The following is a 22634-nucleotide window of genomic DNA, read 5'->3' on the forward strand; positions in this document are numbered from 1 at the left end:
CGCTCAGCGTCCCTGGAGGCGCGCGGAGCTGGTCCGGGCCGACCCGAGTCTGGCGTAGAGCTTGGCTCCCGGACAGTCGGTGGCATACCCGTCCCTATGACCCGAGATCACGTTCAGTCGTACGTTCTTCCCCTTTGGGTAGAGATTGCCACCCCCGGACCTCAGATATGTCTTGCCCTTCGGATTGGCCCCGTAGAGACCGAGCTTCCACGCGGTGAGCCGGGCGAGGGCGGTCACCGCGGCGGCGGGCGGCTGGTGCGAGCCGAACGTGCCGATCACGGCGATCCCCGTGCTGTTGCTGTTGAACCCCAGGGTGTGGGCGCCCTTGACGGCCTTCGCCACTCCTCCGGCGCGGCCCTCGTAGATGGTTCCGCACTTGTCGACGAGGAAGTTGTAGCCGATGTCCCGCCAGCCCATGCTCACCACGTGGTAGCGGTAGATACTGCGGATGACGGACGGGGCCTGGGAGCACGTGTAACCGTTGCCGGAGTCGGTGTGGTGGACGAAGGCCGCCTTGACCTTCCCCGTGTACACGAACCCCTTCTCGCGCAGCGACTCGTCGGCGCGCCAGCCCCGGCGGGTGACGATCCTAGGACGCGGTCCGATGTACGGCTTGCCGCGCGGGACGTCGACGCCGTCCAGCTCCAGCAGTTCGCGTTCGGTGTCCGCGCGGTCCAGTTCGGGGATCTCGGTGGCGCCGAAGGGGGCGAGGTCGGCGTTGGTGGCGGCCGTCGTGTCGTCCTCGGTGGGCAGGCCGTCGGCGGGTGCGCCCTGGGGCGGGGAGTCGGCGCCGGGGTCGACGAGTTCGAGGCGCAGCCCGGCGGGGAGCAGGTCGCGGCTGCCGTTGCCGAGCGGGCCGGGGCCCTCGTCGGCCTCGGCCCGCACGCGCAGGTCGACGCCGTCCGAGTCGCCGACCCACAGGGGTGCGGTGGCGCCGTGCACCCGGCGCGACTCGGCCTCCGCCGTGTCCGGGTCGGCACCGTGGTCGGCGTTGTGCGTGTCGACGTCCTGCCAGCCCGACCAGGTGCCGGTACCGGCGGACCGGGTGCGCACCTGGACCGTGCCGTGCAGTGGGGTTCCGGGGTTGTCCCAGATGACGCCGACGAGTGAGAAGTGCCGTACGTCCTGCCGGAACACGCCCTGCTCGGGGGCGCGGCCGAGGACGCGTTCGCGGGTGCGGGGGGCGAGGGGCAGCGACTGGGTGCTGCCTGCCGTGCCTGTCGACAGGCCCCGGACCGGCACCGCCGCGGGCGCCGCGGCCGCGGACGGCGTGTTCAGGACGGCCGGCGGAAGGGCGAGGGCCACCGCGCAGGTGATGCCGATCGAGGAAGTCAGGTATCCACGCATGCCCCTGATGTTGAACACAGTATGACAAATATGTCTATTGCGGATGTGACGGTCCGTCGGACCCGGTTGCGCCGAACCGGTGGCGTCGGCGGCCGGTGCGGGCGGCGCCCGCGGCGTACCCTTGCGCGGGTGAACGCCACCGATCGCACCCCTGCCGACCTGCTGCGTTCCGCGCTCGCCGCGGACCCCGGCCGCCCCCTGGTGACCTTCTACGACGACGCGACGGGCGAACGCGTCGAATTGTCCGTGGCCACCTTCGCCAATTGGGTGGCCAAGACGGCGAACCTGTTGCAGTCCGATCTCGCGGCGCAGCCCGGCGACCGGGTGGCGCTGCTGCTGCCCGCGCACTGGCAGACGGCCGTGTGGTTGCTGGCCTGTTCGTCGGTGGGGGTGATCGCCGACGTGGCCGGGGAGCCGGCGGCGGCCGACGTGGTGGTGAGCGGGCCGGACACGCTGGAGGCGGCCCGGGCCTGCCGGGGGGAGCGGGTCGCCCTCGCGCTGCGGCCGCTGGGCGGGCGGTTCCCGCGGACGCCGGAGGGCTTCGTCGACTACGCCGTCGAGGTGCCGAGTCAGGGGGACCGGTTCGTGCCGTTCTCGCCCGTCGACCCGGAGGAGCCCGCGCTGATCGTCGCCGGGGCGGAGATGAGCGGGGCCGAGGTGGTGGAGCGGGCGGTCGGGGACGCGCCGGGGCTCGATCTGACCGGGCCCGGGTCCCGGATGCTCTCGGGGCTGGGGTTCGACACGTGGGAGGGGCTGAGCGCGGGGCTGTACGCGCCGCTGGCCGTCGGGGGATCCGTGGTCCTGTGCCGGCACCTGGACCAGTTGGGCGAGGAAGGGGTCGCGAAGCGGATCGAGAGCGAGCGGGTCACGGCCTCCGCCCGCTGAGGCCGTCGTCCGGGAGCCGCCCCTGCAACAGGGCGGACCACTCGCCCAAGTGGCGTAGCCGCCACCGCCGTCGCCTCCCGCCCCGGGCACTGTGGAACCGTGACCGACGTCGTAGGGGCATCCGCCACCGGGTCCGGGCTCGCCCGGCGACGGCGCCGGCGCCTGCTCCGGGGTACGGCGCTCGCCATGGGGGTGCTCACCCTCGGTGCCGTCGGCGGGGGCTGGGCGCTCTACGCCGGACTCAGTGACAACATCACCGCCGACGAGGCGGCCGCCGCCGAGCTCGCCCGGTACGAGCGGGAGCGGCCCACCGCGCTGGTGCGGGGCGCGCAGAACATCCTGGTGATCGGGTCGGACACGCGCACGGGCGACGGCAACCGCCGCTACGGCAGGGACTCGGGCACCGAGCGGTCCGACACCACGATCCTGCTCCATCTGGCCGCCGGCCGGCGCACCGCCACCGCCGTGTCGCTGCCCCGGGACCTCATGGTGCACGTGCCCGGGTGCCTGCGGCGCGACGGACGGCGCAGCGAGCCCTCGTTCACGTTGCTCAACTCGGCCTTCGCGGTGGGAGGTTCGGCCTGCACCGTGCGTACCGTCGAGAAGCTGACGGACATCCGGATCGACCACTACGCGGTCGTCGACTTCAGCGGGTTCAAGGACGTGGTCCACGCCGTCGGCGGGGTGCAGGTGTGCCTGCCGCAGCCGATCCACGACAAGGCGGCGAAACTGCGGCTGCCCGCCGGGCGGGTCACGCTCGACGGGGAGCAGGCGCTGGGGTACGTACGCGCGCGCAAGTCGCTGGGGGACGGCAGCGACACCGACCGGATGGGCCGTCAGCAGCGTTTCCTCGGGGCGCTCGTCGACAGGGTGCAGAGCGGCGGCGTACTGCTGAACCCGGCGAAGCTCTACCCCCTGCTGGTCGCGGCGACCTCCGCGCTCACCACCGACCCCGAACTGGCCAGTCTGCGCGGCCTCTACCAGCTCGTGCGGGGCCTGCGGGCCATCCCCGCCGAGCACATGCAGTTCCTCACCGTGCCGCGGGAGCCGTACGTGTACGACTCCGATCGCGACCAGCTCGTGGCGGGCCGGGCGGACGCGCTGTTCGCGCTGCTGCGGGCCGACCGGCCCGTGCGGGTCGGCGAGCAGGGCGGGAGTTCGGGCGGGAAGCCCGGTGGCTCTCCGGCGCCCGCGTTCCGCGGGAACACCGCCGCCGAGGACAGGTGCGAGTAAAGCACTCGCCAAGGCGGCGAACTTCCGTGCTGTTCGATGTCAGTTAAATGGGAGGGATTGCCCGCTTGTAGGGAGGAGGAATTTGTCACTGGCGTCACTCGTCGCCGAACCGGGCGGATAGTGTGAGCGTTCCGGTGCACCCGGCCACGAGGTCCGTCCTGGGGTCGTGCACTGCAAAACGTGACCGAGCGCCTTGGTGGGGGGAAGGCGCCGCGTGGCCCCGACGGAGGATTCGGACAACCGTGGACGCGCAAGGCCGTGGGCGGGCGGACAACATCGATCCCGCAGACCAGTGGGTGCTCAATCCGGACACCGGTGAATACGAACTGCGACTGACGCCTTCCGCACCGCAGTCGGCGGCGCCGCAGGCGGCGGTACCGGGCCCGCGCAGGCCGTCGGCCCCGACCCGCACCGCCCCGAGCGGCACACCCGAGGTGCCCGGACAGCGCCGACGGCGCGGCGAGCCCGAGCCGCCGCCCGGCCGCCGCTCCCGCCGGCAGCCGGTGCAGAAGAAGTCGAAGGCCAAGAAGGCACTGCTGTGGACCGGCGGGTCGATGGCCTTCGTGCTGGTCGCCGTCTCGGCCGCCGGCTACCTGTACATCAAGCACCTCAACGACAACATCACGTCCGTCTCCGACGACGGCGCGAGCACCGGTGGCTTCAGCAAGGACAAGGCGATCAACCTGCTGATCATCGGGACCGACAAGCGCACCGGCAAGGGCAACGAGGGCTACGGCGACACGGGCAGCGTCGGGCACGCCGACACCAACATCCTGCTGCACATCTCCAAGGACCGCTCGAACGCCACCGCGCTGAGCATCCCGCGCGACCTGATCGTGGACGTCCCGGACTGCCCGACCGAGCAGTCCGACGGCACCACGAAGGTCATCGCGGGCACCCAGAACGTCCGGTTCAACACCAGCCTCGGCCAGGACGGCCGTACGCCCAGCTGCACCGTGCGCACGGTGACGGAGCTGACCGGGATCCAGCCGGACAACTTCATGGTGGCCGACTTCAACGCGGTCAAGACGCTGACCGACGCGGTCGGCGGGGTCGAGGTGTGCCTCGGCAAGAACATCGACGACAAGCAGTCGCACCTGAAGCTGTCCAAGGGGACGCACACGATCTCCGGCGAGACCGCGCTGGCCTTCGTGCGCACCCGGCACTCGGTCGGCTTCGGCGGCGACCTGAGCCGGATCCAGCTCCAGCAGCAGTTCCTGAGCGCGCTGATGCGCAAGCTCAGCTCCGACTCGACGCTCACCAGCCCGACGAAGCTGCTGAAGCTGGCCGAGGTCGGCACCAAGGCGCTCACCGTCGACTCCCAGCTGGACAGCATCGGCAAGCTGAAGGACCTGGGTCTGGAACTCGGCAAGCTGAACCCGAAGAACCTGACCTTCACCACCATCCCGGTGCTGGACAACCCGGCGGAGAAGGTGAAGGCGACCGTCGTGCTCAACGAGTCGAAGGCGCCCGCGGTCTTCCAGGCCATCAAGGACGACGTCTCCTTCACCAAGGTCAAGAAGAAGCAGACGCAGGCCGGCAAGGACGCGGCGGCCGCCCGGCTGGAGGGGAGCAGGTCCGCGGCCTCCGCGGTGCGGGTGCGGATCCTCAACGGCGGGGCCCCGCCCGGCAGCGCCCAGGAGACCCTCAGCTGGCTGCAGAACGACGAGGGCGTCCTCAAGTCGGAGAACGCCGGCAACGCGCCCGCCGAACTCGCCAGGACGACCCTGGAGTACGCCCCCGACCAGGCCGACCAGGCCCGTGAACTGGCCAGCCTCATGGGCCTGTCCGGCTCGGCGATGAAGCCGGGCAAGAGCGTGGTCAACTCCCAGGGGCTGCCCGCGATCACGCTCACCCTGGGCAAGGACTTCCAGGGGGCGGGGGTCTCCCTCACCACTCCGACGAAGGCGCCGGACGTGGACAGCAAGACCACCGCGGACAAGGTGACCTGCGCCAAGTAGCGAGCGGCTTCGGGCGTCCGTAAGCGCGAAGTTGTCCGCAAATGGCGCCTGGTTGCTCGCAGTTGCCCTCGGGTGACACGAAGTCACACCAAATAAGTAGGTAACCCTATGGGTCCGTCACGCGTCTAACCGGGCGCGGGGCGGACCCGTGCGGTCCGTGGGACGTCCGACGGGGGGCGTGGCGGCGGGCCTGTGCGCGCAGGGCGCAGGGTGGGGAGGGCAGGGAGTTGACGCAGAGCGATGTGCGGGGGGAGGTGCCTGCGGTCGAGGACACGATGTCCCTCGCACCGAAGGCTCCTGCCACGCCGGGACGCGACAGACGGCGCACGAGCGGCTCGCCGGCCCGGGACGGCTCGCGCGGCGGCCGGCGGGTGCTGCGCTGGTCGGCGACCGCGCTGTCGGTGGTGATCCTCGGCACGGCCGGTGCCGGCTACCTCTACTACCAGCACCTGAACGGCAACATCCAGAAGGGTCGGCGCGACATCGGTGACGCGAAGGCGCAGAAGAGCGCGGCCAACGCGGCCGGACAGACCCCGCTGAACATCCTGCTGATCGGCTCCGACAGCCGTAACTCCGACGAGAACGTGAAGCTCGGCGGCGCCAAGTACGACCGGGGCAGCCCGCCGCTCGGCGACGTGCAGATGCTGATCCACCTGTCGGCGGACCGCAAGAGCGCGGCGATGGTGAGCATCCCCCGGGACACCCGGGTCGACATACCCAAGTGCACGGACCCCAAGACCGGCAAGGTGTACCCGGCGACCAACACCATCATCAACGAGTCGCTGGCCCGCGGCGGCGCCGGCTGCACGCTGGCCACCTGGGAGAACCTCACCGGCGTCTACATCGACCACTGGATCACGATCGACTTCTCGGGCGTGGTGAACATGGCGGACGCCATCGGCGGCGTCGACGTCTGTGTGAAGCAGAACGTGTGGGACCGGCCGACGGCCGCGGTGCCCGGCGGCTCCGGGCTGAAGATGACGGCCGGCACGCACAAGGTGAAGGGTGAGGAGGCCCTGCAGTGGCTGCGCACCCGGCACGCCTGGGGCAGCGACCCGCTGCGGGCCAAGGCCCAGCACATGTACCTCAACTCGATGATCCGCACGCTGAAGGGGCAGAACGTCTTCACCGACACCGGCAGGCTGATGGACCTGGCCGAGGCGGCCACCAAGTCACTGACGGTCTCCGAGGAGATCGGCACCCCGAAGAAGCTCTACGACCTGGGCATGCAGCTCAAGTCGGTGCCCACGGACCGCATCACCTCCCTGACGATGCCGAACGTCCAGGACCCGCAGAACAAGGACCATCTCCTGCCGGACGGCGCCAACGCCGACACGTTGTGGCGGATGCTGCGCGACGACGTGCCGTTCGACAAGAACGGCAAGGCCTCGGGCACCTCCGGCGCGAAGAAGACCCAGGTGAGCGCCCAGCCGGCCAAGGAGCCGTCCGTCTCCCCCGCGAGCCTCGGCGTGCTGGTGCGCAACGCCACCCGGACCGCGGCCGAGGCGCCGGTCCCCGGCCGGGCCCGCGCCCTCGCCCAGGAACTGGCGGCCAAGGGCTACACCGGCGCGGCGGCGGACTCCGCCACGGCCGCGGAGTCGGTGGAGAAGACCGTCGTGCAGTACCCGAGCGCCGACCTCCAGGGCGATGCCCAGGCGGTCGCCAAGGCGCTGGGGATCCCGGCGGCCCAGGTCAAGCAGACCACCGAGGTGTCCGGCGTCACGCTCGTCGTCGGCTCCGACTGGCGGGACGGGACGGCGTACCCGAAGCAGTCGGCGCCCAAGGCCGGTGACCTGCCCGAGAACGCCGACGCCATCAACGGCTCCGACACCAAGCAGTGCATGGACGTGTACGGCCCCTACCGCTGGTGAGTCCCGGTCGTACGACCGTGGGTGCTCAGTCGGCCGCGGGGCTGAGCACCGCCGGGCGGCGGGAGGCGATGACCCGCTTCGCCAGCGACTTCGGGCTGGTCAGGAAGCCGTACCCCCACGACATGTGCATGGTGGCGAGGGCCAGCGGGATCTGCAGCCGCGCCTTGAGCGGCAGCCCCCTGCCGGCCGGGACGGACCCGGCGACGATCGCCGCGAGATAGGCGCCGGGCACCACGAAACCGAACGGGGTCACCAGGGCACCGACCACGATCCCGGCCGCCATCGCGCACACCGCGGTCGGCGGGGCGAGGTAGCGCAGGTTGATGGAGCCCTCGTGGTAGCGGGCGACGACGTGCCGCCAGCGGCCGTAGTCCTTGTACTGCTTGGCCAGCGCCCGCACGCTCGGCCGCGGGCGGTACGACACCCTCAGCTCCGGGGAGAACCAGATCAGCCCGCCGGACTCGCGGATGCGGAAGTTCAGCTCCCAGTCCTGGGCGCGGATGAACTCCTCGTTGTAGCCGCCCAGCCGCTCCAGCGCCTCGCGGCGGAAGACACCCAGGTAGACGGTCTCGGCGGGCGCCGCCTCGCCACCCGTGTGGAAGGCCGCGTTGCCGACGCCGATCTTCGAGGTCATGGCCGCCGCGACCGCCTGCTCCCAGGCGTTCTCGCCCTCGGCGTGCATGATGCCGCCGACGTTCTGCGCGCCGGTCTCCTCCAGGAGCCGTACGGCGGTGGTGATGTAGTTCGGCGAGAGCATGCCGTGGCCGTCGACGCGGACCACGATCGGGTGCCGGGAGGCCTTGATCGCGGCGTTCAGCGCGGCCGGGGTGCGCCCGGTCGGGTTCGGGACGGTGTGCACGCGCGCGTCTTCCGCCACGAGTCGGGCCGCTATCTCGTCCGTGCGGTCCGTGGACGGACCGAGGGCGATGACGACCTCCAGCTCGCCGGCGTACTCCTGCGCGAGGATCGCTTGGACGGCCCCGCGCAGGTGCCGCTCCTCGTTGAGGACGGGCATGATCACAGAAACTGCGGGGTGCCGCACGTCGGGCTTGGCGTTCATAGGGGGCTCACGTTACCGCGAACGGGGGACAGCGGTGCGCGCCGCCGGGGCCACAACGCGGGCTGAAGGTCGTATCGGCCTACCGTGCTCATGGATCCCACGTACGGCCTCGTCCGGAGGTGTCCCTTGTCCGCCAGCCCGCCCCGGTCCCCCGCCCGGCCCGCCCGGCCGCAGCGCCGACCACAGCCCACCCGTCAGGCCCCGCGGCCGCCGGTACGACCCACCAGGCCCCGGCGGCCGCGCTGGGCCATGCGGGCCGTGACCACACTCTCCGTGGTGGTGCTGGCGTCGGCCGGGATCGGGCACTCGGTGATGGCCAGCCTGGACGCGGACATCGCGCGCGTCGACCCCTTCAAGGACATGAAGAACCGGCCGCGCGCGGGTCACGGCATGAACGTCCTGCTGGTCGGCACCGACGGCCGCGACAAGATCACCGAGCGGGAGCGGCGGAAGTACCGCCTCGGCGGGGCGCCCTGCCACTGCACCGACACGATCATGATCGTGCACATCTCGGCGGACCGGGAGCGGGCCACCGTGGTCAGCCTGCCCCGCGACTCGTACGCCGAGGCCCCCGCGCACGTCGACGAGACGACCGGGCAGCAGCACGCCGCCCACCCGATCAAGCTCAACGCGGCCTACGCGGAGGGCGGCCCGCAGCTGACCGTCCGCACCGTCGAGAACATGACCCATCTGAAGATCGACCACTATCTGGAGGTCGACTTCATCACCTTCATGCGGACCGTCGACGTGCTCGGCGGGGTCCGGGTCTGCACGGCCCAGCCGCTGAAGGACTCGTACACCGGACTCGACCTCTCCCCCGGCAGCCACCTCCTCAACGGCGGCCAGGCCCTGCAGTACGTCCGCTCCCGGCACGTCGACGGGGCGAGCGACCTGGGGCGGATGAAGCGGCAGCAGCGGTTCCTGGCCTCGCTGATCGAACGGGCGGCGTCGTCCGGGGTGCTGCTCAACCCGATCAGGTTCCGGGACGTGACCCGGGCGGTGCTCGGGTCGGTCCGGGCGGACACGGGCTTCGGCACGGACGAACTGCTGGACCTCGGGCGGGCGATGCGGAACTTCTCGCCTTCCTCGTCCGAGTTCACGACCGTCCCCATCGGACAGCTGGCCTATCCGGTGAAGGGCATCGGTTCGACCCTGAAGTGGGACCAGGCCAGGTCCGACCAGCTGTTCCAGGCCCTGCGCGACGACCGGCAGCTGACCGCGCCGGCGGCGCCGAAGCGGCAGGTGGGGCCCGCACCGGTGGGCGTGGAGGTGGCACCGGAGCGGATCCGGGTGCAGGTGGAGAACGGCACCGGGACGGCCGGGCTGGCCCGGCGGATGGACGCGGCGCTGGCCGGCACGGGGTTCGCGACGACCCGGCAGCCGGTGACGGCGGCGCGGCACGACGTGAAGCGGACGGTGATCTCGTTCGACCCGCGCTGGGACCGCTCGGCGCGGTCGCTGGCGGCCGCGCTGCCGGGGAGCGAGCTGCGGGCCGTGCCCGGGCTGGGGCAGACGATGCGGGTGACGGCCGGGGCGGACTTCAAGGGGGCGGTGCGCAAGGTGCGCTTCGACGACCCGGCGCCGCAGGGGGCGGCGTCCGTGATGCGGGGGGACGAGTCGGTGTGCTGAGCGCGGGCCGTCGTTCGGCTGCCGGTGAGTGGGGGTGGCTCGCGCCGCTCCCCGCGCCCCCGAGGGGCGCGGGTGCCGACGCCCCTGTCCTGTTTCAGGCCCCGCTCAGTCCGCGTAGCCCTCGGCCACCCTGCGTTCGCGCAGCTCCCTGATCTCCCGGCGCCTCGCGAGGCGGTGCGTCCGCCTGATCTGCGCCTCCTGGTAGCGGCGCCGGTCCTTGTCCGTCTCCGGTATCACCGGCGGCACCCGGCGCGGCTTGCCGTCGGCGTCCACCGCCGCGAAGACCAGGTACGCGGAGCCGACCTGGGTGGCGGGCGCCGACTCGTTCCAGCGCTCGGCGAGGACCCGTACGCCCACCTCCATGGAGGTCCGGCCGGTCCAGTTGACCTGCGCCTTGACGTGGACCAGGTCACCGACGCGGACCGGCTCCAGGAACGCCATCTCGTCCATGGACGCGGTGACGGCGGGACCGCCCGAGTGGCGGCCGGCGACCGCGCCCGCCGCGTCGTCGACGAGCTTCATGATCACACCGCCGTGCACCGTGCCCAGCAGGTTGGTGTCGTTGTGGGTCATGATGTGGCTCAGGGTGGTCCGGGAAGCGGAGGTCGGCTTGCCGGGGATGTCGGGATCCGCCTCGGGGGCCTGGTCTGTCATGGCCCCCACCTTATGCGAACGGACAATCACGGAATTTGTGTCGGCTTGGCAACAGGGATGACCTGATTTCCCGACGACTCTTGTAAGAGGTACAGGCGCTGCCTGCACACTGGGGCCCATGAACGAATGGCCCGAGGGATGGTCGAACGACAGCCGCGGAAACCGGTACGGCCGCGGCAGCGCCGGCGCGCAGCCTGAGGGCGCCCGCGTGATGCGCCAGGTACGGCGCCAGGAGCCGTCGGCACCGCCGTACGGCAGCCCGCAGCAGGGCGGCGGTTACGGCGGGGTCCCGCAGCAGCCGTCGTACGGCGGCGACGGGTACGCCGACGGCGGCGGGTACGACAGCTACGACAGCGGCTACAACACCGGCCAGGTCTACGGCGGCGGCCCCGGGGGCGGGGGACCCGGCGGCCTGCGCGAGCGGGGGCCGCGGCCGGCTCCGAACTGGCGCAAGCGGATCAAGTGGACGGCGATCACGGTCGCCGGTGTGCTGATCGTCACGTCGGTCGCGACCTACTTCTGGGCCGACTCCAAGCTGCACCGGGACGTCGACCTGTCGAAGGTGATCGACCGTCCCGCGACGGGCAAGGGCACCAACTACCTGATCGTCGGTTCCGACAGCCGCGCGGGCATGTCGGACGCGGAGAAGAAGAAGCTGCACACGGGGTCGGCCGAGGGCTCGCGCACGGACTCGATGATGATCCTGCACGTCGGGGACAACGGCGACACGCTGATCTCCCTCCCCCGCGACTCGAACGTCACGATCCCGACGTTCCGCGGGTCCGAGTCCGGCAAGCTCAAGGGTCCGCTCGGCACGAACAAGCTGAACGCGGCCTACGCGTACGACGGCCCGACCCTGCTCGTGCGCACGGTCGAGTACAACACCGGGTTGCACATCGACCACTACGTGGAGATCGGCTTCGCCGGCTTCGCGAACATCGTGGACGCGGTCGGCGGGGTCACCATCGACATCGACAAGGGCTTCAAGGACAAGTACTCGGGCGCTGACTTCAAGGCGGGCAAGCAGACCCTGAACGGCGAGGAGGCCCTCGCCTTCGTCCGGACCCGGCACGCCTTCGCCGCGTCCGACCTGCAGCGCACCAAGAACCAGCAGAAGTTCCTGGCGGCCCTGGCGCACGAGGTGGCCACCCCCTCGACGGTCCTCAACCCGTTCAAGCTCTACCCCACCCTCGGTGCGGGCCTCGACTCCCTGACCGTCGACAAGGACATGAGCCTGTGGGACCTGGCGTCGATGTTCTTCGCGATGAAGGACGTCAACGGCGGCAACGGCGTCTCCATGAACATGCCGATCTCGGGTTCCACGGGCGGCAACCTCGTCTGGGACAAGGCGAAGGTGCAGACCCTGGTGACCGAGCTGAAGAACGACCAGAAGGTCACGGTCTCCGGCAACTAGGCGACGCCGGCAGAGCTTCCCCGAGAGGGGCACCCCGCTCGGGGTGCCCCTCTCACTCTGGTTCAGGCGGACGTCACATCGCCACGCCGGACATCGAGCGGCACATCTCGGCGCAGTTGCGGCACATCTCCGCACAGCGCTTCAGCTGCGGGTCGTCCGGCATCGACATACACGCCTCGGCGCACATGTCGCAGGCCTTGGCGCACATCGCGCACATCTCGGCCGACAGGGGCGAGCGCCGCATCATCATGTCGGCGCACATGCGGGTCATCTCGGAGCAGTCCATCAGCGCGCGCATGATGCGCATGTGGGCCTGGCCGCCCTCCATGGACATGCAGGAGCTCAGGGTCTCCTCGCACATCGTGTGCATCGCCATGCACATGTTGACGCACTCCTGCATCTGCTTGCTCATGGCCTTCATGGGGGTCTGGGTCATGGCTCCTCCAAAGAGGGGAGAGGGGTCCGGGGCGGTCCCCGTGTGGTTCCCGTCCTAAGCCCGACCGATCGGTAGTGCCATTCAGCCGTGGCATTGGGGAGCGGCGAGGGCCCCGTGCCCACGTACGACGACAGCCCCCGGCGTCGTGCCGGGGGCCGAGAAAGCCGAGGGTGTCCCGCCGGAGCTTCGGAACGCTCCTGACCTGCAAGACCCTGCTAGGGGAGGTTCCTTGCCATGACGATGCGCTGGACCTGGTTCGTGCCTTCGTAGATCTGGGTGATCTTCGCGTCGCGCATCATGCGCTCCACCGGGTAGTCGCGGGTGTAGCCGTAGCCGCCGAGGAGTTGGACGGCGTCCGTGGTGACCTCCATGGCGACGTCCGAGGCGAAGCACTTGGCCGCCGCGCCCTGGAAGGTGAGGTCGGCGTCGCCGCGCTCGGAGGCGGCCGCGGCCTGGTAGGTGAGGGCGCGGGCGGCGGCGATCTTCATGGCCATGTCGGCGAGCATGAACTGGATGCCCTGGAAGTCGCCGATCGGCTTGCCGAACTGCTTGCGCTCCTGGACGTAGCCCTTGGCGTAGTCGAGGGCGCCCTGGGCGACGCCGAGCGCCTGGGCGGCGATGGTGATCCGGGTGTGGTCCAGGGTCTTCATCGCGGTGGCGAAACCGGTGCCCTCCGCGCCGATCATGCGGTCGGCGGGGATGCGGACGTTGTCGAAGTAGACCTCGCGGGTCGGCGACCCCTTGATGCCGAGCTTCTTCTCCGGCGCGCCGAAGGAGACGCCCTCGTCGGACTTCTCGACGACGAAGGCGGAGATCCCCTTGGTGCGCTTGGTCGGGTCGGTGACCGCCATGACCGTGTAGTACTCGGAGACGCCCGCGTTGGTGATCCAGCGCTTCACGCCGTTGAGGACGTAGTGGTCGCCGTCGCGGACCGCCTTCGTCTTCATGCCGCCCGCGTCGGAGCCCGCGTCCGGCTCGGAGAGGCAGTACGAGAACATCGCGTCGCCCTTGGCGAGCGGGGTGAGGTACTTCTTCTTCAGGTCCTCGCCGCCGGACAGGATCACCGGGAGCGAGCCCAGCTTGTTCACGGCGGGGATCAGGGACGAGGAGACGCAGGCGCGGGCCACCTCCTCGATCACGATGACGGTGGCGAGCGCGTCCGCGCCGGAGCCGCCGTACTCCTCGGGCACGTGCACCGCGTGCAGGTCGTTGGCGACCAGCGCGTCCAGCGCCTCCTGCGGGAAGCGGGCCTCCTCGTCCACCGCGGCCGCGTACGGGGCGATCTTCGCCTCGACCAGCGCACGGACGACGTCGCGGAGCATGTCGTGCTCCTCGGACGGGCGGTACAGGTCGAAGTCAGCCGATCCGGCCAAGGTCTCTCACTCCAGACGCAGTGGTGCTGACGCTAATTACTGTTAAGTAACTCAAAGTTTAGAACGTCGCCCACGCAGAGGTGACGTGAGCTTGGTGACAGCGGGAAAGTTGCCCGGAACACGGCCCGGTTATGCTCGGGCCGCAGCCCGCACCCACGTCCCCGAGCTGGAGCATCAATGAGCCTCAAGATCACCGTGATCGGCACCGGCTATCTCGGCGCCACCCATGCCGCGGCCATGGCCGAGCTGGGCTTCGAGGTGCTCGGACTGGACGTCGTACCCGAGAAGATCGCGATGCTGGAGCGCGGCGAGACCCCGATGTACGAACCGGGGCTCGACGAGTTGCTGCGCCGGCACGTGGCCGGGTTCGAGGGCTCCACCGGGCGGCTGCGCTTCACCACCGACTGGGCCGAGGTCGGCGCCTTCGGCGACGTCCACTTCGTCTGCGTGAACACTCCGCAGAAGCACGGCGAGTACGCGTGCGACATGTCGTACGTCGACTCCGCGATCGCCTCGCTCGCCCCGCACCTCACCGGGCCCGCGCTGGTCGTCGGCAAGTCGACGGTGCCCGTCGGCTCGGCGGACCGGCTCGCCGCCTACCTCGCCGAGAACGCGCCCGCCGGCGCCGATGCCGAGCTGGCCTGGAACCCGGAGTTCCTGCGTGAGGGCTTCGCCGTGCAGGACACCCTGCACCCGGACCGGGTCGTGGTGGGGGTGCGCAGCGAGCGCGCCGAGAAGCTGCTGCGCGAGGTGTACGCGACGCCGGTGGGCGAGGGCACGCCGTTCGTGGTGACGGACTTCCCGACCGCCGAGCTGGTCAAGACCTCGGCGAACTCCTTCCTCGCCACGAAGATCTCCTTCATCAACGCGATGGCGGAGGTCTGTGAGGCCGGCGGCGGTGACGTGGTGAAGCTGGCGGAGGCGATCGGGTACGACGACCGGATCGGCAAGAAGTTCCTGCGGGCCGGGATCGGGTTCGGCGGCGGGTGCCTGCCGAAGGACATCCGCGCCTTCATGGCGCGGGCCGGTGAGCTCGGCGCCGACCAGGCGCTGACCTTCCTGCGCGAGATCGACTCCATCAACATGCGGCGCCGCGGGCAGATGGTCGAGATGGCCCGGGAGGCGCTGGGCGGCGGGTCGTTCCTCGGGAAGCGGGTCGCGGTGCTCGGCGCGGCGTTCAAACCGGACTCGGACGACGTACGGGACTCGCCGGCGCTGAACGTGGCGGGGCAGATCCACCTGCAGGGCGGGCAGGTGACGGTGTACGACCCGAAGGGGATGGACAACGCGCGGAAGCTGTTCCCGACGCTGGGCTACGCGGAGTCCGCGCTGGAGGCCGTGCGGGGGGCGCACGTCGTGCTGCACCTGACCGAGTGGCGGGAGTTCCGGGAGCTGGATCCGGCGGTGCTGGGCGAGGTGGCCGCGGCGAAGGTGATCCTGGACGGGCGGAACGCGCTGGAGCCGGAGGTCTGGCGGCGGGCCGGGTGGACGTACCGCGCCATGGGACGGCCCACGGCGTAGTACCGCGGGTGCGGATCCGCGCCCCGGACGGGGCGCTCCGGCACGAGGTCCGCACGGCGGACGACACCGGTTCGGCCGAGGCTCAGTCGGCCGAACCGGTGTCTTGTTGCATTCTGCACCACGGGGCACGGGTGTGAGCGGTGAACCGGCTGTGCGTTACCGGTCCTTGGCCCGGTAACGGCGCATCTTCGCGCGCGACCCGCACACCTGCATGGAGCACCAGCGGCCGCGTCCGGCCGGGCTGCGGTCGTAGTACGCCCAGTGGCAGGTGTCGTCCTCGCACGCCTTGAGCCGGGCCCAGGTGCCCTCGACCAGGGCGTTGGCGACCGCCGCGGCCACGCGGGAGACCAGGGGGGCGGAGTCGGCGGGGGCGAGGGTCGCCGAGCCGTCCGCGGGGTCCACGGCGACGTGGAGGGGGGCGGTGGCCAGCAGGTCGCCCAGCGGGGTGACCTCGCGGTGCGGCGGATGGCCGGCGTGGGCGAGGAGCGTGGCGCGCAGGGACTCGCGCAGGGTGCGGGCGGCCGCGAGCCCGGCCTCCGTGATGCCGAGGGCCGCCCTGCCGTCCGGCGTGTCCAGGGTGTCGGCGCCGGACTCCAGGTCCAGGGTGTTCACCAGGGCCTCCACCAGGGCCAGGCCGCCCGGCGCCGGCGATCTTCCACTCATCCCCGCGCGTCACCTCCGCAATCTCCTTGCGACGTTACCTCCGCTGCGGGAGCATGCGGTAACCGTTACTGGTTACCCGCCACTACAGGTAACTCGGACCCAAGGAGGAAGTCATGGCTCTCGCCAAGCTCGGTGTCGTCGTCCTGGACTGTCCCGATCCCGCCGCGCTCGCCGGTTTCTACGCCGGGGTGCTGGGCGGAAGCGCGGAGGGAGAGGGCGACTGGGTGGACCTGAACGTGCCCGGCGGGCAGGCGCTGGCGTTCCAGAAGGCGCCCGGTTTCGTGCCGCCGAAGTGGCCCGCGCCCGACGACTCGCAGCAGTTCCACCTGGACCTGGTGGTGCCGGACCTGGACGCGGCCGAGCAGGGGGTGCTGGAGCTGGGCGCGAAGCCGCTGGACGCGACGGACCGGACCCGCAGTTTCCGGGTGTACGCCGACCCGGCGGGGCACCCGTTCTGCCTCTGCGCCTCCTGAGAGCGCCCGCGCGGAGACCTGTCGAGAGACCTGTCGAGAGAGGGAGATCCATGGCGTCCATCGCCCGACTGCGCAACGTAGTGATCGACTGTCCCGACCCGCTGGCCCTGGCCGAGTTCTACGCGGCCGTGGCCGGCGGCCCCCCGGCGGCGGAGGCGGCCGACTGGGTGGTGCTGAAGCTGCCGGACGGGCCGCGGCTGTGCTTCCAGCGGGCCGAGGAGTACACCCCGCCGCAGTGGCCGCGCGCCGACCGCGACTCCCAGCAGTTCCACCTCGACTTCGACGCGGGGCCGACGTGGGAGGACGTCGACGCGGCCGAGAAGAAGGTGCTGGCGCTCGGGGCCCGGCTGCTGAGGCGGGAGGACGACCCCGACGCCGAGGACTTCCGGGTGTACACCGACCCGGCCGGGCACCCGTTCTGCCTCTGCCGCATCGACTGACCCGGTACGAGAAGGACGCATGGCCGGGCCCGGCGGGTCACTCCTCGGCGTCGGCCGGGCGGGGCTGGTTCGGGTCCCGGCGGCGTTGCGACGCGCGGGCTGTGAAGTCGGCGCTGCGCAGGGCCCGCTGGACGTTCCCCCAGGTCAGCAGGGCCAGTTCGGGCTCGGACCAGCCGCGTCGGAGCAGTTCGGCGATCAGCCGGGGATAGCAGGAGGCGTCGGCGAGGTCGCGGGGGTGGGCGGCGCCCGAGTCGTAGGTGCCGGACAGGGCGACGCACTCGGGGCCGGCCACCACCCGGACGTGGTCGAGGTGGTCGGCGACGTCCGGGACCGTCGGCCCGGTCTGCTCGGCGGTCAGCGGCACCATGCACACCCCCTTGTGCTCCCCCAGCCGCGCGAGCAGGCCGTCGGAGAGGTTGGCGGGGTGCGGGCGTACCGCCGCGGCCGCGGAGCGGGTGCACAGGACCGGTGTCTTGGAGAGGGCGAGCACCCGGGCGAGGGCGGCCTCCGGGGCACCGGACAGGTCGGCGAGCACCCCGAGCCGGTTCATCTCCCGCACCACCTCCTCGCCGAACCGGGTCAGGCCCTCCTCGGCCGCCCAGGCGGCGCCCGCGAGGGAGAGCACGCGCAGGCCGAGGGAGTGCAGGACCCGCAGGATGCCGAGGGAGTCGTCGACGGCGGCGGCGGAGGCCGGGCCGAGCACCACGGCGACCCGGCCGCAGTGCCGGGCGTCGATGATCTGCCCGGCGGTGCGCACCATCCGCAGGCCCTCCGGATGCGCCTCGACGACCCGGCGGGCCAGGTCCAGCTGCTCCAGCGTGGCGCCCACGGCCCGCTCGTCCGGCGCCACCTGCAACGACCAGAACAGGGCGCCGACGTGCCCTTCGCGCAGCCGGGGCACGTCCGTGTCCACGGCGGCCTCGCCCAGCTCCAGGTCGTACCAGGGCAGCGGTTCCAGCGCCCGCGGCAGCCCGCTGTAGCCGTCCGCGACCGGGTGCTCGGCCAGCAGGGCGTGCGCCCGTCCCAGGAGTTCGCGGTCGGTCTCCGCCGGGAACGGGTCGTCCGGGAGCCAGTCGCCCTGACCGACCTCGGTCGCGGCGGGGACGTCGTTCTGGAGGTCGGCCATGGGGGCTCCGTACGTCGTCGTGGGCTACGTCGTGAAGGGGCTGTAGTCCACCGTCGCACGCCCGGCCGGGAGGGTTCCTGGTGGACGGGGCGTTCGGGGGTATCGCCGCCGCGGCGCCCGTACGGGGGCGGGCGGGGCCGCGGCCGCGCCGTCCCCGCCGGTGCGTGAGCCGCCGCGAGGCGGGCCGGGTGTCAGCCGTCCAGGGACTCGATCGTGGCGTGGGAGGGGCCGCGGGTCGCCTGGAGGTCGCGGGCCACGTCCTCCGCCGCGCCGAGCACGCGGACCGCGTTCTGCCAGGTCAGCTTGGCCAGGTCGGACGTGGACCAGCCGCGGTCGAGGAGTTCGGCGAGGAGGTTGGGGTAGCCGGAGACGTCGTTCAGACCGTCGGGGGTGAAGGCCGTGCCGTCGTAGTCGCCGCCGATGCCGAGGTGGTCGATGCCGGCGACCTCGCGCATGTGGTCGAGGTGGTCGGCGACCGTCGCGGTGGTCGCGACCGGGCGGGGGTTGCTCTCCTCGAAGGCGCGGTGGACCTTCATCGCCTCCTCGGTGGTGTTGAGGTGGTGGAGGCCGTGGGCGCGCATGTTGTCGTCGGCCGCCGCCGTCCAGTCGACCGCCGCCTGGAGCACGAACTTCGGCACGAACGTCACCATCGCCATGCCGCCGTTGGCGGGCAGGCGTTCGAGGACGTCGTCCGGGATGTTGCGGGGATGGTCGCAGACGGCCCGGGCGGAGGAGTGGGAGAAGATCACCGGGGCGGCGGTCGTGTCCAGGGCCGCGCGCATGGTCGTGGCCGCGACGTGGGAGAGGTCCACCAGCATGCCCAGGCGGTTCATCTCCCGGACCACCTCGCGGCCGAAGGCGGACAGGCCGCCGACGTTCGGCTCGTCGGTCGCCGAGTCCGCCCAGTCGTTGTTGTCGTTGTGGGTGAGCGTCATGTAGCGCACGCCCAGCTCGTACAGACCGCGCAGGGTGCCCAGCGAGTTGTCGATCGAGTGGCCGCCCTCCGCGCCCATCAGGGACGCGATACGGCCTTCCGCGCGCGCCGCCTCCATGTCCGCGGCGGTCAGCGCGGCCCGCAGGTCGGCCGGGTACCGGGCGATCAGCTGCCGTACGCAGTCGATCTGTTCGAGGGTCGCCGGGACCGCGCCCGGCAGGTCCGAGCGGACGTACACCGACCAGTACTGCGCGCCGACCCCGCCCTCGCGCAGGCGCGGGATGTCGGTGTGCAGGTGGGCGTTCTGGTGGGTGGCGATGTCGCGGGCGTCGAGGTCGTAGCGGACCTGCTCGCGCAGTGCGTACGGCAGGTCGTTGTGGCCGTCGACGACCGGGAACTCGCGCAGCAGGGACCGGGCTTCGTCGAGAGAGGTCATTGCGTATTGCTTCCCGGAGTCCTACTTGCCGAAGCCGAAGCCGGTCGGGCCCTCGACCTTGGACCGCAGGCGCTTGCCCTTCTCCGTCGCCTGGTCGTTGAGGTCCTGCTGGAACTCGCGCATCCGGTGCAGGAGGTCCTCGTCGTGCGCGGCGAGGATGCGGGCGGCCAGCAGACCGGCGTTGCGGGCGCCGGCGACGGAGACGGTGGCGACCGGGACGCCCGCCGGCATCTGCACGATGGAGAGCAGGGAGTCCATGCCGTCGAGGTACTTCAGCGGGACCGGCACGCCGATGACCGGGAGGGGCGTGACCGAGGCGAGCATGCCCGGGAGGTGGGCCGCTCCCCCGGCGCCCGCGATGATCACCTTCAGCCCGCGGTCGGCGGCCTGCTCGCCGTAGGTGATCATCTCGCGCGGCATGCGGTGCGCGGAGACGACATCGACCTCGTACTCGATCTCGAACTCGTCCAGGGCCTTGGCGGCGGCCTCCATGACGGGCCAGTCGGAGTCCGAACCCATCACGATGCCAACAACGGGGCTCATCTAAATCTCCTTGCGTACCCGCTCGGCCTCGGGCCGAGGGGTGTGTATAGGCGCCTCGCTCGCAAGCGGGAGCGGTTCATCCGGATCCGCACGACAGGATTCCCCGAGTGCCAGACATGCTTACATCAAAGGAGCTAACGCGTGAAACGTGGGTCGGCTGCGTGCGCAAGGTCTTCAACATGGCGCTCGCTGCACGGTCCCGGGCGTGGACGCTGGAGCACCGCCGGGTTTCCTACGTGGAAACGTCGGCGATGCTCACGGAGTGGAAGAGGACCGAAGAGCTGGCCTTTCTGGCACAGGTCTCTTCCGTTCCGCTGCAGCAGTGTCTGCGTCATCTGCAGACCGCCTACACGGCCTTTTTCGACAAGCGGGCTCGACACCCTCGTTTCAAGTCGAAGAAGAGGTCGAAGGACTCTGCCGAGTACACACGCTCCGCGTTCCGCTTCCACAACGGTGAGCTCACGCTGGCCAAGATGCGTGATCCGCTGGCCGTCGTGTGGTCGCGGCCCCTTCCGGAGGGCGCCGAACCGTCCACGGTCACGGTGTCCCGGGACAGGGCAGGCCGTTGGTTCGTTGCCCTGCTCATGGAAAGCACGGTCAGCCCCGGGCCCGTCACGGACGCAGCGGTGGGACTCGACGCGGGTCTCACGAGCCTGCTCACCCTGTCCACCGGCGAGAAGATCACCAACCCGAAGTTCGAGCGAAAGGATCGAAGCCGCCTCGCCAAGACACAGCGGGAACTTTCTCGCAAGGTCCAGGGCTCCAGGAACCGACACAAGGCGCGCGTCAAAGTGGCACGTGTCCACGCACGCATCAGCGACCGGCGTCGAGATTTCCTCCACAAGCTGACCACTCGACTCGTTCGTGAGAACCAAACGATCGTGATCGAGGACCTGACCGTCCGCAGCCTGCTGGGCAACCGCACTCTCGCACGTGCGATTTCCGATGCCTCGTGGACAGAGCTGCGATCCCTGTTGGAGTACAAATGCGCCTGGTACGGGCGCGAGCTGATCACGATCGACCGCTTCTTCCCGTCGAGCAGGACCTGCTCCACGTGCGGCCTGATCCACGATGAGCTGCCCCTGGGCGTCCGGCGATGGACGTGTGCGGGCTGCGGCGCCCAGCACGATCGGGACCACAACGCCGCGAAGACGATTTTGGCCGCCGGGCTGGCGGTGTCGGCCTGTGGAGCCGGTGTAAGACCCCAACGGAGTGCCTCCGGGCGGGCGGTCGGCGATGAAGCAGGAAGCGTCGTGGTGCGAACCACGGCAGGCCCCTCCCGAAGCGGAGGGGCCGAGGTCAATCGGTGATCGTGCCTCTCAGGTAGCCGGCTGCGTGACGTGCGCGGTCGAGTACGTCGTCCAGGTCGTCGCCGTAGGTGTTGACGTGGCCGACCTTGCGGCCGGGCTTCACGTCCTTGCCGTACATGTGGATCTTCAGTTTGGGGTCGCGGGCCATGCAGTGCAGGTACGCGGAGTACATGTCGGGGTAGTCGCCGCCCAGGACGTTGACCATGACGGTCCACTTCGCGCGCGGACGCGGGTCGCCCAGGGGCAGGTCCAGGACCGCGCGGACGTGGTTGGCGAACTGGGAGGTGATCGCGCCGTCCTGGGTCCAGTGCCCGGAGTTGTGGGGGCGCATCGCCAGTTCGTTGACGAGGATGCGGCCGTCGCGGGTCTGGAACAGCTCCACGGCCAGGTGTCCGACGACGCCGAGCTCCTTGGCGATGGTCAGGGCCATCTCCTCGGCCCGCAGCGCGAGGTCCTCGTCCAGGTCGGGGGCGGGGGCGATCACCGTGTCGCAGACGCCGTTCACCTGCTGGGACTCGACCACCGGGTAGGCGACGGCCTGGCCGTGCGGGGAGCGTACGACGTTGGCGGCGAGCTCGCGGACGTAGTCGACCTTCTCCTCGGCGAGGACCGGCACACCGGCCCGGAACGGGTCGGCGGCCTCCTCGGCCGTCTCCACGACCCACACGCCCTTGCCGTCGTAGCCGCCGCGGACCGTCTTGAGGACGACGGGGAAGCCGTCGCCCTCGGCCGCGAACCGGACCACGTCCTCCTGGTCGGCCACGATCCGGTGCCGCGGGCACGGGATGCCGATCGCGTCGAGCTTCGCCCGCATCACGCCCTTGTCCTGGGCGTGCACCAGCGCGTCGGGGCCGGGGCGCACGGGGATGCCGTCCGCCTCCAGGGCCCGCAGGTGCTCGGTGGGGACGTGCTCGTGATCGAAGGTGATCACGTCGCAGCCGCGCGCGAACTCGCGCAGCGTGTCCAGGTCGCGGTAGTCGCCGACGACGACATCGCTCACCACCTGGGCCGCCGAGTCCTGAGGGGTGTCACTGAGGAGCTTGAACCTGATGCCCAGCGGGATGCCCGCCTCGTGCGTCATACGCGCGAGCTGCCCCCCGCCGACCATGCCTACTACCGGGAACGTCACACCCTCAGGGTATCGGCCGCTCCGGGGTGGCCGGATCGCACGCCCCCGACCGGCGCTCTTACCCGCCGCTTCGCCGCCTCTTGCCCCGGTTTTCCGGTCTTCTTCCCAAGCCGTTCCCCAGCTGTGTCGCCATCCACAGGCACGGGACACCCGGGGTCGTTAGCATGGCTGGGTCGCCAACACCTACGGACGGGAG

General features: G+C 71.0%; 20 protein-coding genes. 10 read left to right on the forward strand and 10 right to left on the reverse strand.

Translation table 11 applies throughout. The annotated features are described in order from the left end of the window. Positions 1-3: 3 nt before the first annotated feature. Complete coding sequence (locus AB0G52_RS36150; protein ID WP_361342704.1) at positions 4-1347, reverse strand: N-acetylmuramoyl-L-alanine amidase; 1344 nt, start codon at positions 1345-1347, stop codon at positions 4-6. 129 nt (positions 1348-1476) lie between these two features. Between AB0G52_RS36150 and AB0G52_RS36155 the strand changes: the two genes are divergently transcribed. The 4 genes from AB0G52_RS36155 (at position 1477) to AB0G52_RS36170 (ending at position 7297) form a co-directional block, all read left to right on the forward strand. Beyond that, a complete protein-coding gene (locus AB0G52_RS36155; protein WP_132893900.1) occupies positions 1477-2232 on the forward strand; it encodes a TIGR03089 family protein in 756 nt (251 codons plus the stop codon). 99 nt (positions 2233-2331) lie between these two features. After that, on the forward strand, positions 2332-3465 hold the full coding sequence (locus tag AB0G52_RS36160; protein ID WP_361342707.1) for an LCP family protein: 1134 nt from the start codon (positions 2332-2334) through the stop codon (positions 3463-3465). Between the two features lie 242 nt (positions 3466-3707). Further along, on the forward strand, positions 3708-5426 hold the full coding sequence (locus AB0G52_RS36165) for an LCP family protein (protein ID WP_132893899.1): 1719 nt from the start codon (positions 3708-3710) through the stop codon (positions 5424-5426). 227 nt (positions 5427-5653) lie between these two features. Continuing rightward, entirely contained in the window at positions 5654-7297 is a 1644-nt protein-coding gene (locus tag AB0G52_RS36170) for an LCP family protein (protein ID WP_361342711.1), read from the forward strand. Positions 7298-7322: 25 nt separating this feature from the next. Here AB0G52_RS36170 and AB0G52_RS36175 read toward each other — a convergent pair whose 3' ends face one another. After that, on the reverse strand, positions 7323-8357 hold the full coding sequence (locus AB0G52_RS36175) for a glycosyltransferase family 2 protein (RefSeq protein ID WP_132893897.1): 1035 nt from the start codon (positions 8355-8357) through the stop codon (positions 7323-7325). A 249-nt stretch (positions 8358-8606) separates the two neighbouring features. Here AB0G52_RS36175 and AB0G52_RS36180 point away from each other — a divergent pair, with 249 nt between their 5' ends. Then, positions 8607-9986, forward strand: coding sequence for an LCP family protein (locus tag AB0G52_RS36180; RefSeq protein ID WP_361342715.1), 1380 nt, complete (start codon positions 8607-8609; stop codon positions 9984-9986). Between the two features lie 105 nt (positions 9987-10091). Here the strand turns inward: AB0G52_RS36180 and AB0G52_RS36185 are convergent, their stop codons facing one another. After that, entirely contained in the window at positions 10092-10640 is a 549-nt protein-coding gene (locus AB0G52_RS36185; protein ID WP_165939552.1) for an acyl-CoA thioesterase, read from the reverse strand. Between the two features lie 118 nt (positions 10641-10758). Here AB0G52_RS36185 and AB0G52_RS36190 point away from each other — a divergent pair, with 118 nt between their 5' ends. Next, the gene (locus AB0G52_RS36190; RefSeq protein ID WP_361342718.1) at positions 10759-12054 is read left to right on the forward strand and encodes an LCP family protein; all 1296 of its coding nucleotides are present in this window, start codon (positions 10759-10761) and stop codon (positions 12052-12054) included. A gap of 73 nt (positions 12055-12127) precedes the next feature. Here the strand turns inward: AB0G52_RS36190 and AB0G52_RS36195 are convergent, their stop codons facing one another. Then, complete coding sequence (locus tag AB0G52_RS36195) at positions 12128-12490, reverse strand: four-helix bundle copper-binding protein (protein ID WP_132893891.1); 363 nt, start codon at positions 12488-12490, stop codon at positions 12128-12130. A 215-nt stretch (positions 12491-12705) separates the two neighbouring features. After that, entirely contained in the window at positions 12706-13863 is a 1158-nt protein-coding gene (locus tag AB0G52_RS36200; RefSeq protein WP_132893889.1) for an acyl-CoA dehydrogenase, read from the reverse strand. Positions 13864-14040: 177 nt separating this feature from the next. Here AB0G52_RS36200 and AB0G52_RS36205 point away from each other — a divergent pair, with 177 nt between their 5' ends. Next, the gene (locus AB0G52_RS36205; protein WP_132893887.1) at positions 14041-15384 is read left to right on the forward strand and encodes a UDP-glucose/GDP-mannose dehydrogenase family protein; all 1344 of its coding nucleotides are present in this window, start codon (positions 14041-14043) and stop codon (positions 15382-15384) included. A gap of 156 nt (positions 15385-15540) precedes the next feature. Here the strand turns inward: AB0G52_RS36205 and AB0G52_RS36210 are convergent, their stop codons facing one another. Further along, positions 15541-16047, reverse strand: a complete 507-nt coding sequence (locus AB0G52_RS36210; RefSeq protein WP_361342723.1) for a CGNR zinc finger domain-containing protein — start codon at positions 16045-16047, stop codon at positions 15541-15543. Between the two features lie 113 nt (positions 16048-16160). Here AB0G52_RS36210 and AB0G52_RS36215 point away from each other — a divergent pair, with 113 nt between their 5' ends. Together AB0G52_RS36215 and AB0G52_RS36220 are read left to right on the forward strand one after the other, a co-directional pair. After that, positions 16161-16520, forward strand: coding sequence for a VOC family protein (locus AB0G52_RS36215; RefSeq protein ID WP_361342726.1), 360 nt, complete (start codon positions 16161-16163; stop codon positions 16518-16520). Positions 16521-16570: 50 nt separating this feature from the next. Then, complete coding sequence (locus AB0G52_RS36220) at positions 16571-16960, forward strand: VOC family protein (protein WP_361342729.1); 390 nt, start codon at positions 16571-16573, stop codon at positions 16958-16960. Between the two features lie 37 nt (positions 16961-16997). Here the strand turns inward: AB0G52_RS36220 and AB0G52_RS36225 are convergent, their stop codons facing one another. The 3 genes from AB0G52_RS36225 to purE all read right to left on the reverse strand — a co-directional run bounded on the left by AB0G52_RS36225 (position 16998) and on the right by purE (position 19999). Then, complete coding sequence (locus AB0G52_RS36225) at positions 16998-18086, reverse strand: dipeptidase (RefSeq protein ID WP_361342731.1); 1089 nt, start codon at positions 18084-18086, stop codon at positions 16998-17000. A 191-nt stretch (positions 18087-18277) separates the two neighbouring features. Continuing rightward, the gene (locus tag AB0G52_RS36230; RefSeq protein ID WP_361342733.1) at positions 18278-19456 is read right to left on the reverse strand and encodes a dipeptidase; all 1179 of its coding nucleotides are present in this window, start codon (positions 19454-19456) and stop codon (positions 18278-18280) included. Positions 19457-19477: 21 nt separating this feature from the next. Further along, complete coding sequence (gene purE, locus AB0G52_RS36235; RefSeq protein ID WP_207921916.1) at positions 19478-19999, reverse strand: 5-(carboxyamino)imidazole ribonucleotide mutase; 522 nt, start codon at positions 19997-19999, stop codon at positions 19478-19480. Between the two features lie 116 nt (positions 20000-20115). On the opposite strand from purE, the gene AB0G52_RS36240 reads away from it, so the two are divergent. Beyond that, a complete protein-coding gene (locus AB0G52_RS36240) occupies positions 20116-21309 on the forward strand; it encodes an RNA-guided endonuclease TnpB family protein (RefSeq protein WP_361342779.1) in 1194 nt (397 codons plus the stop codon). Here the strand turns inward: AB0G52_RS36240 and AB0G52_RS36245 are convergent. Further along, entirely contained in the window at positions 21299-22438 is a 1140-nt protein-coding gene (locus AB0G52_RS36245) for a 5-(carboxyamino)imidazole ribonucleotide synthase (protein WP_361342738.1), read from the reverse strand. The genes AB0G52_RS36240 and AB0G52_RS36245 overlap by 11 nt on opposite strands. Between the last annotated feature and the right edge of the window lie 196 nt (positions 22439-22634).

This window comes from Streptomyces sp. NPDC021562, from assembly GCF_040640875.1.
Lineage (GTDB): Bacteria > Actinomycetota > Actinomycetes > Streptomycetales > Streptomycetaceae > Streptomyces.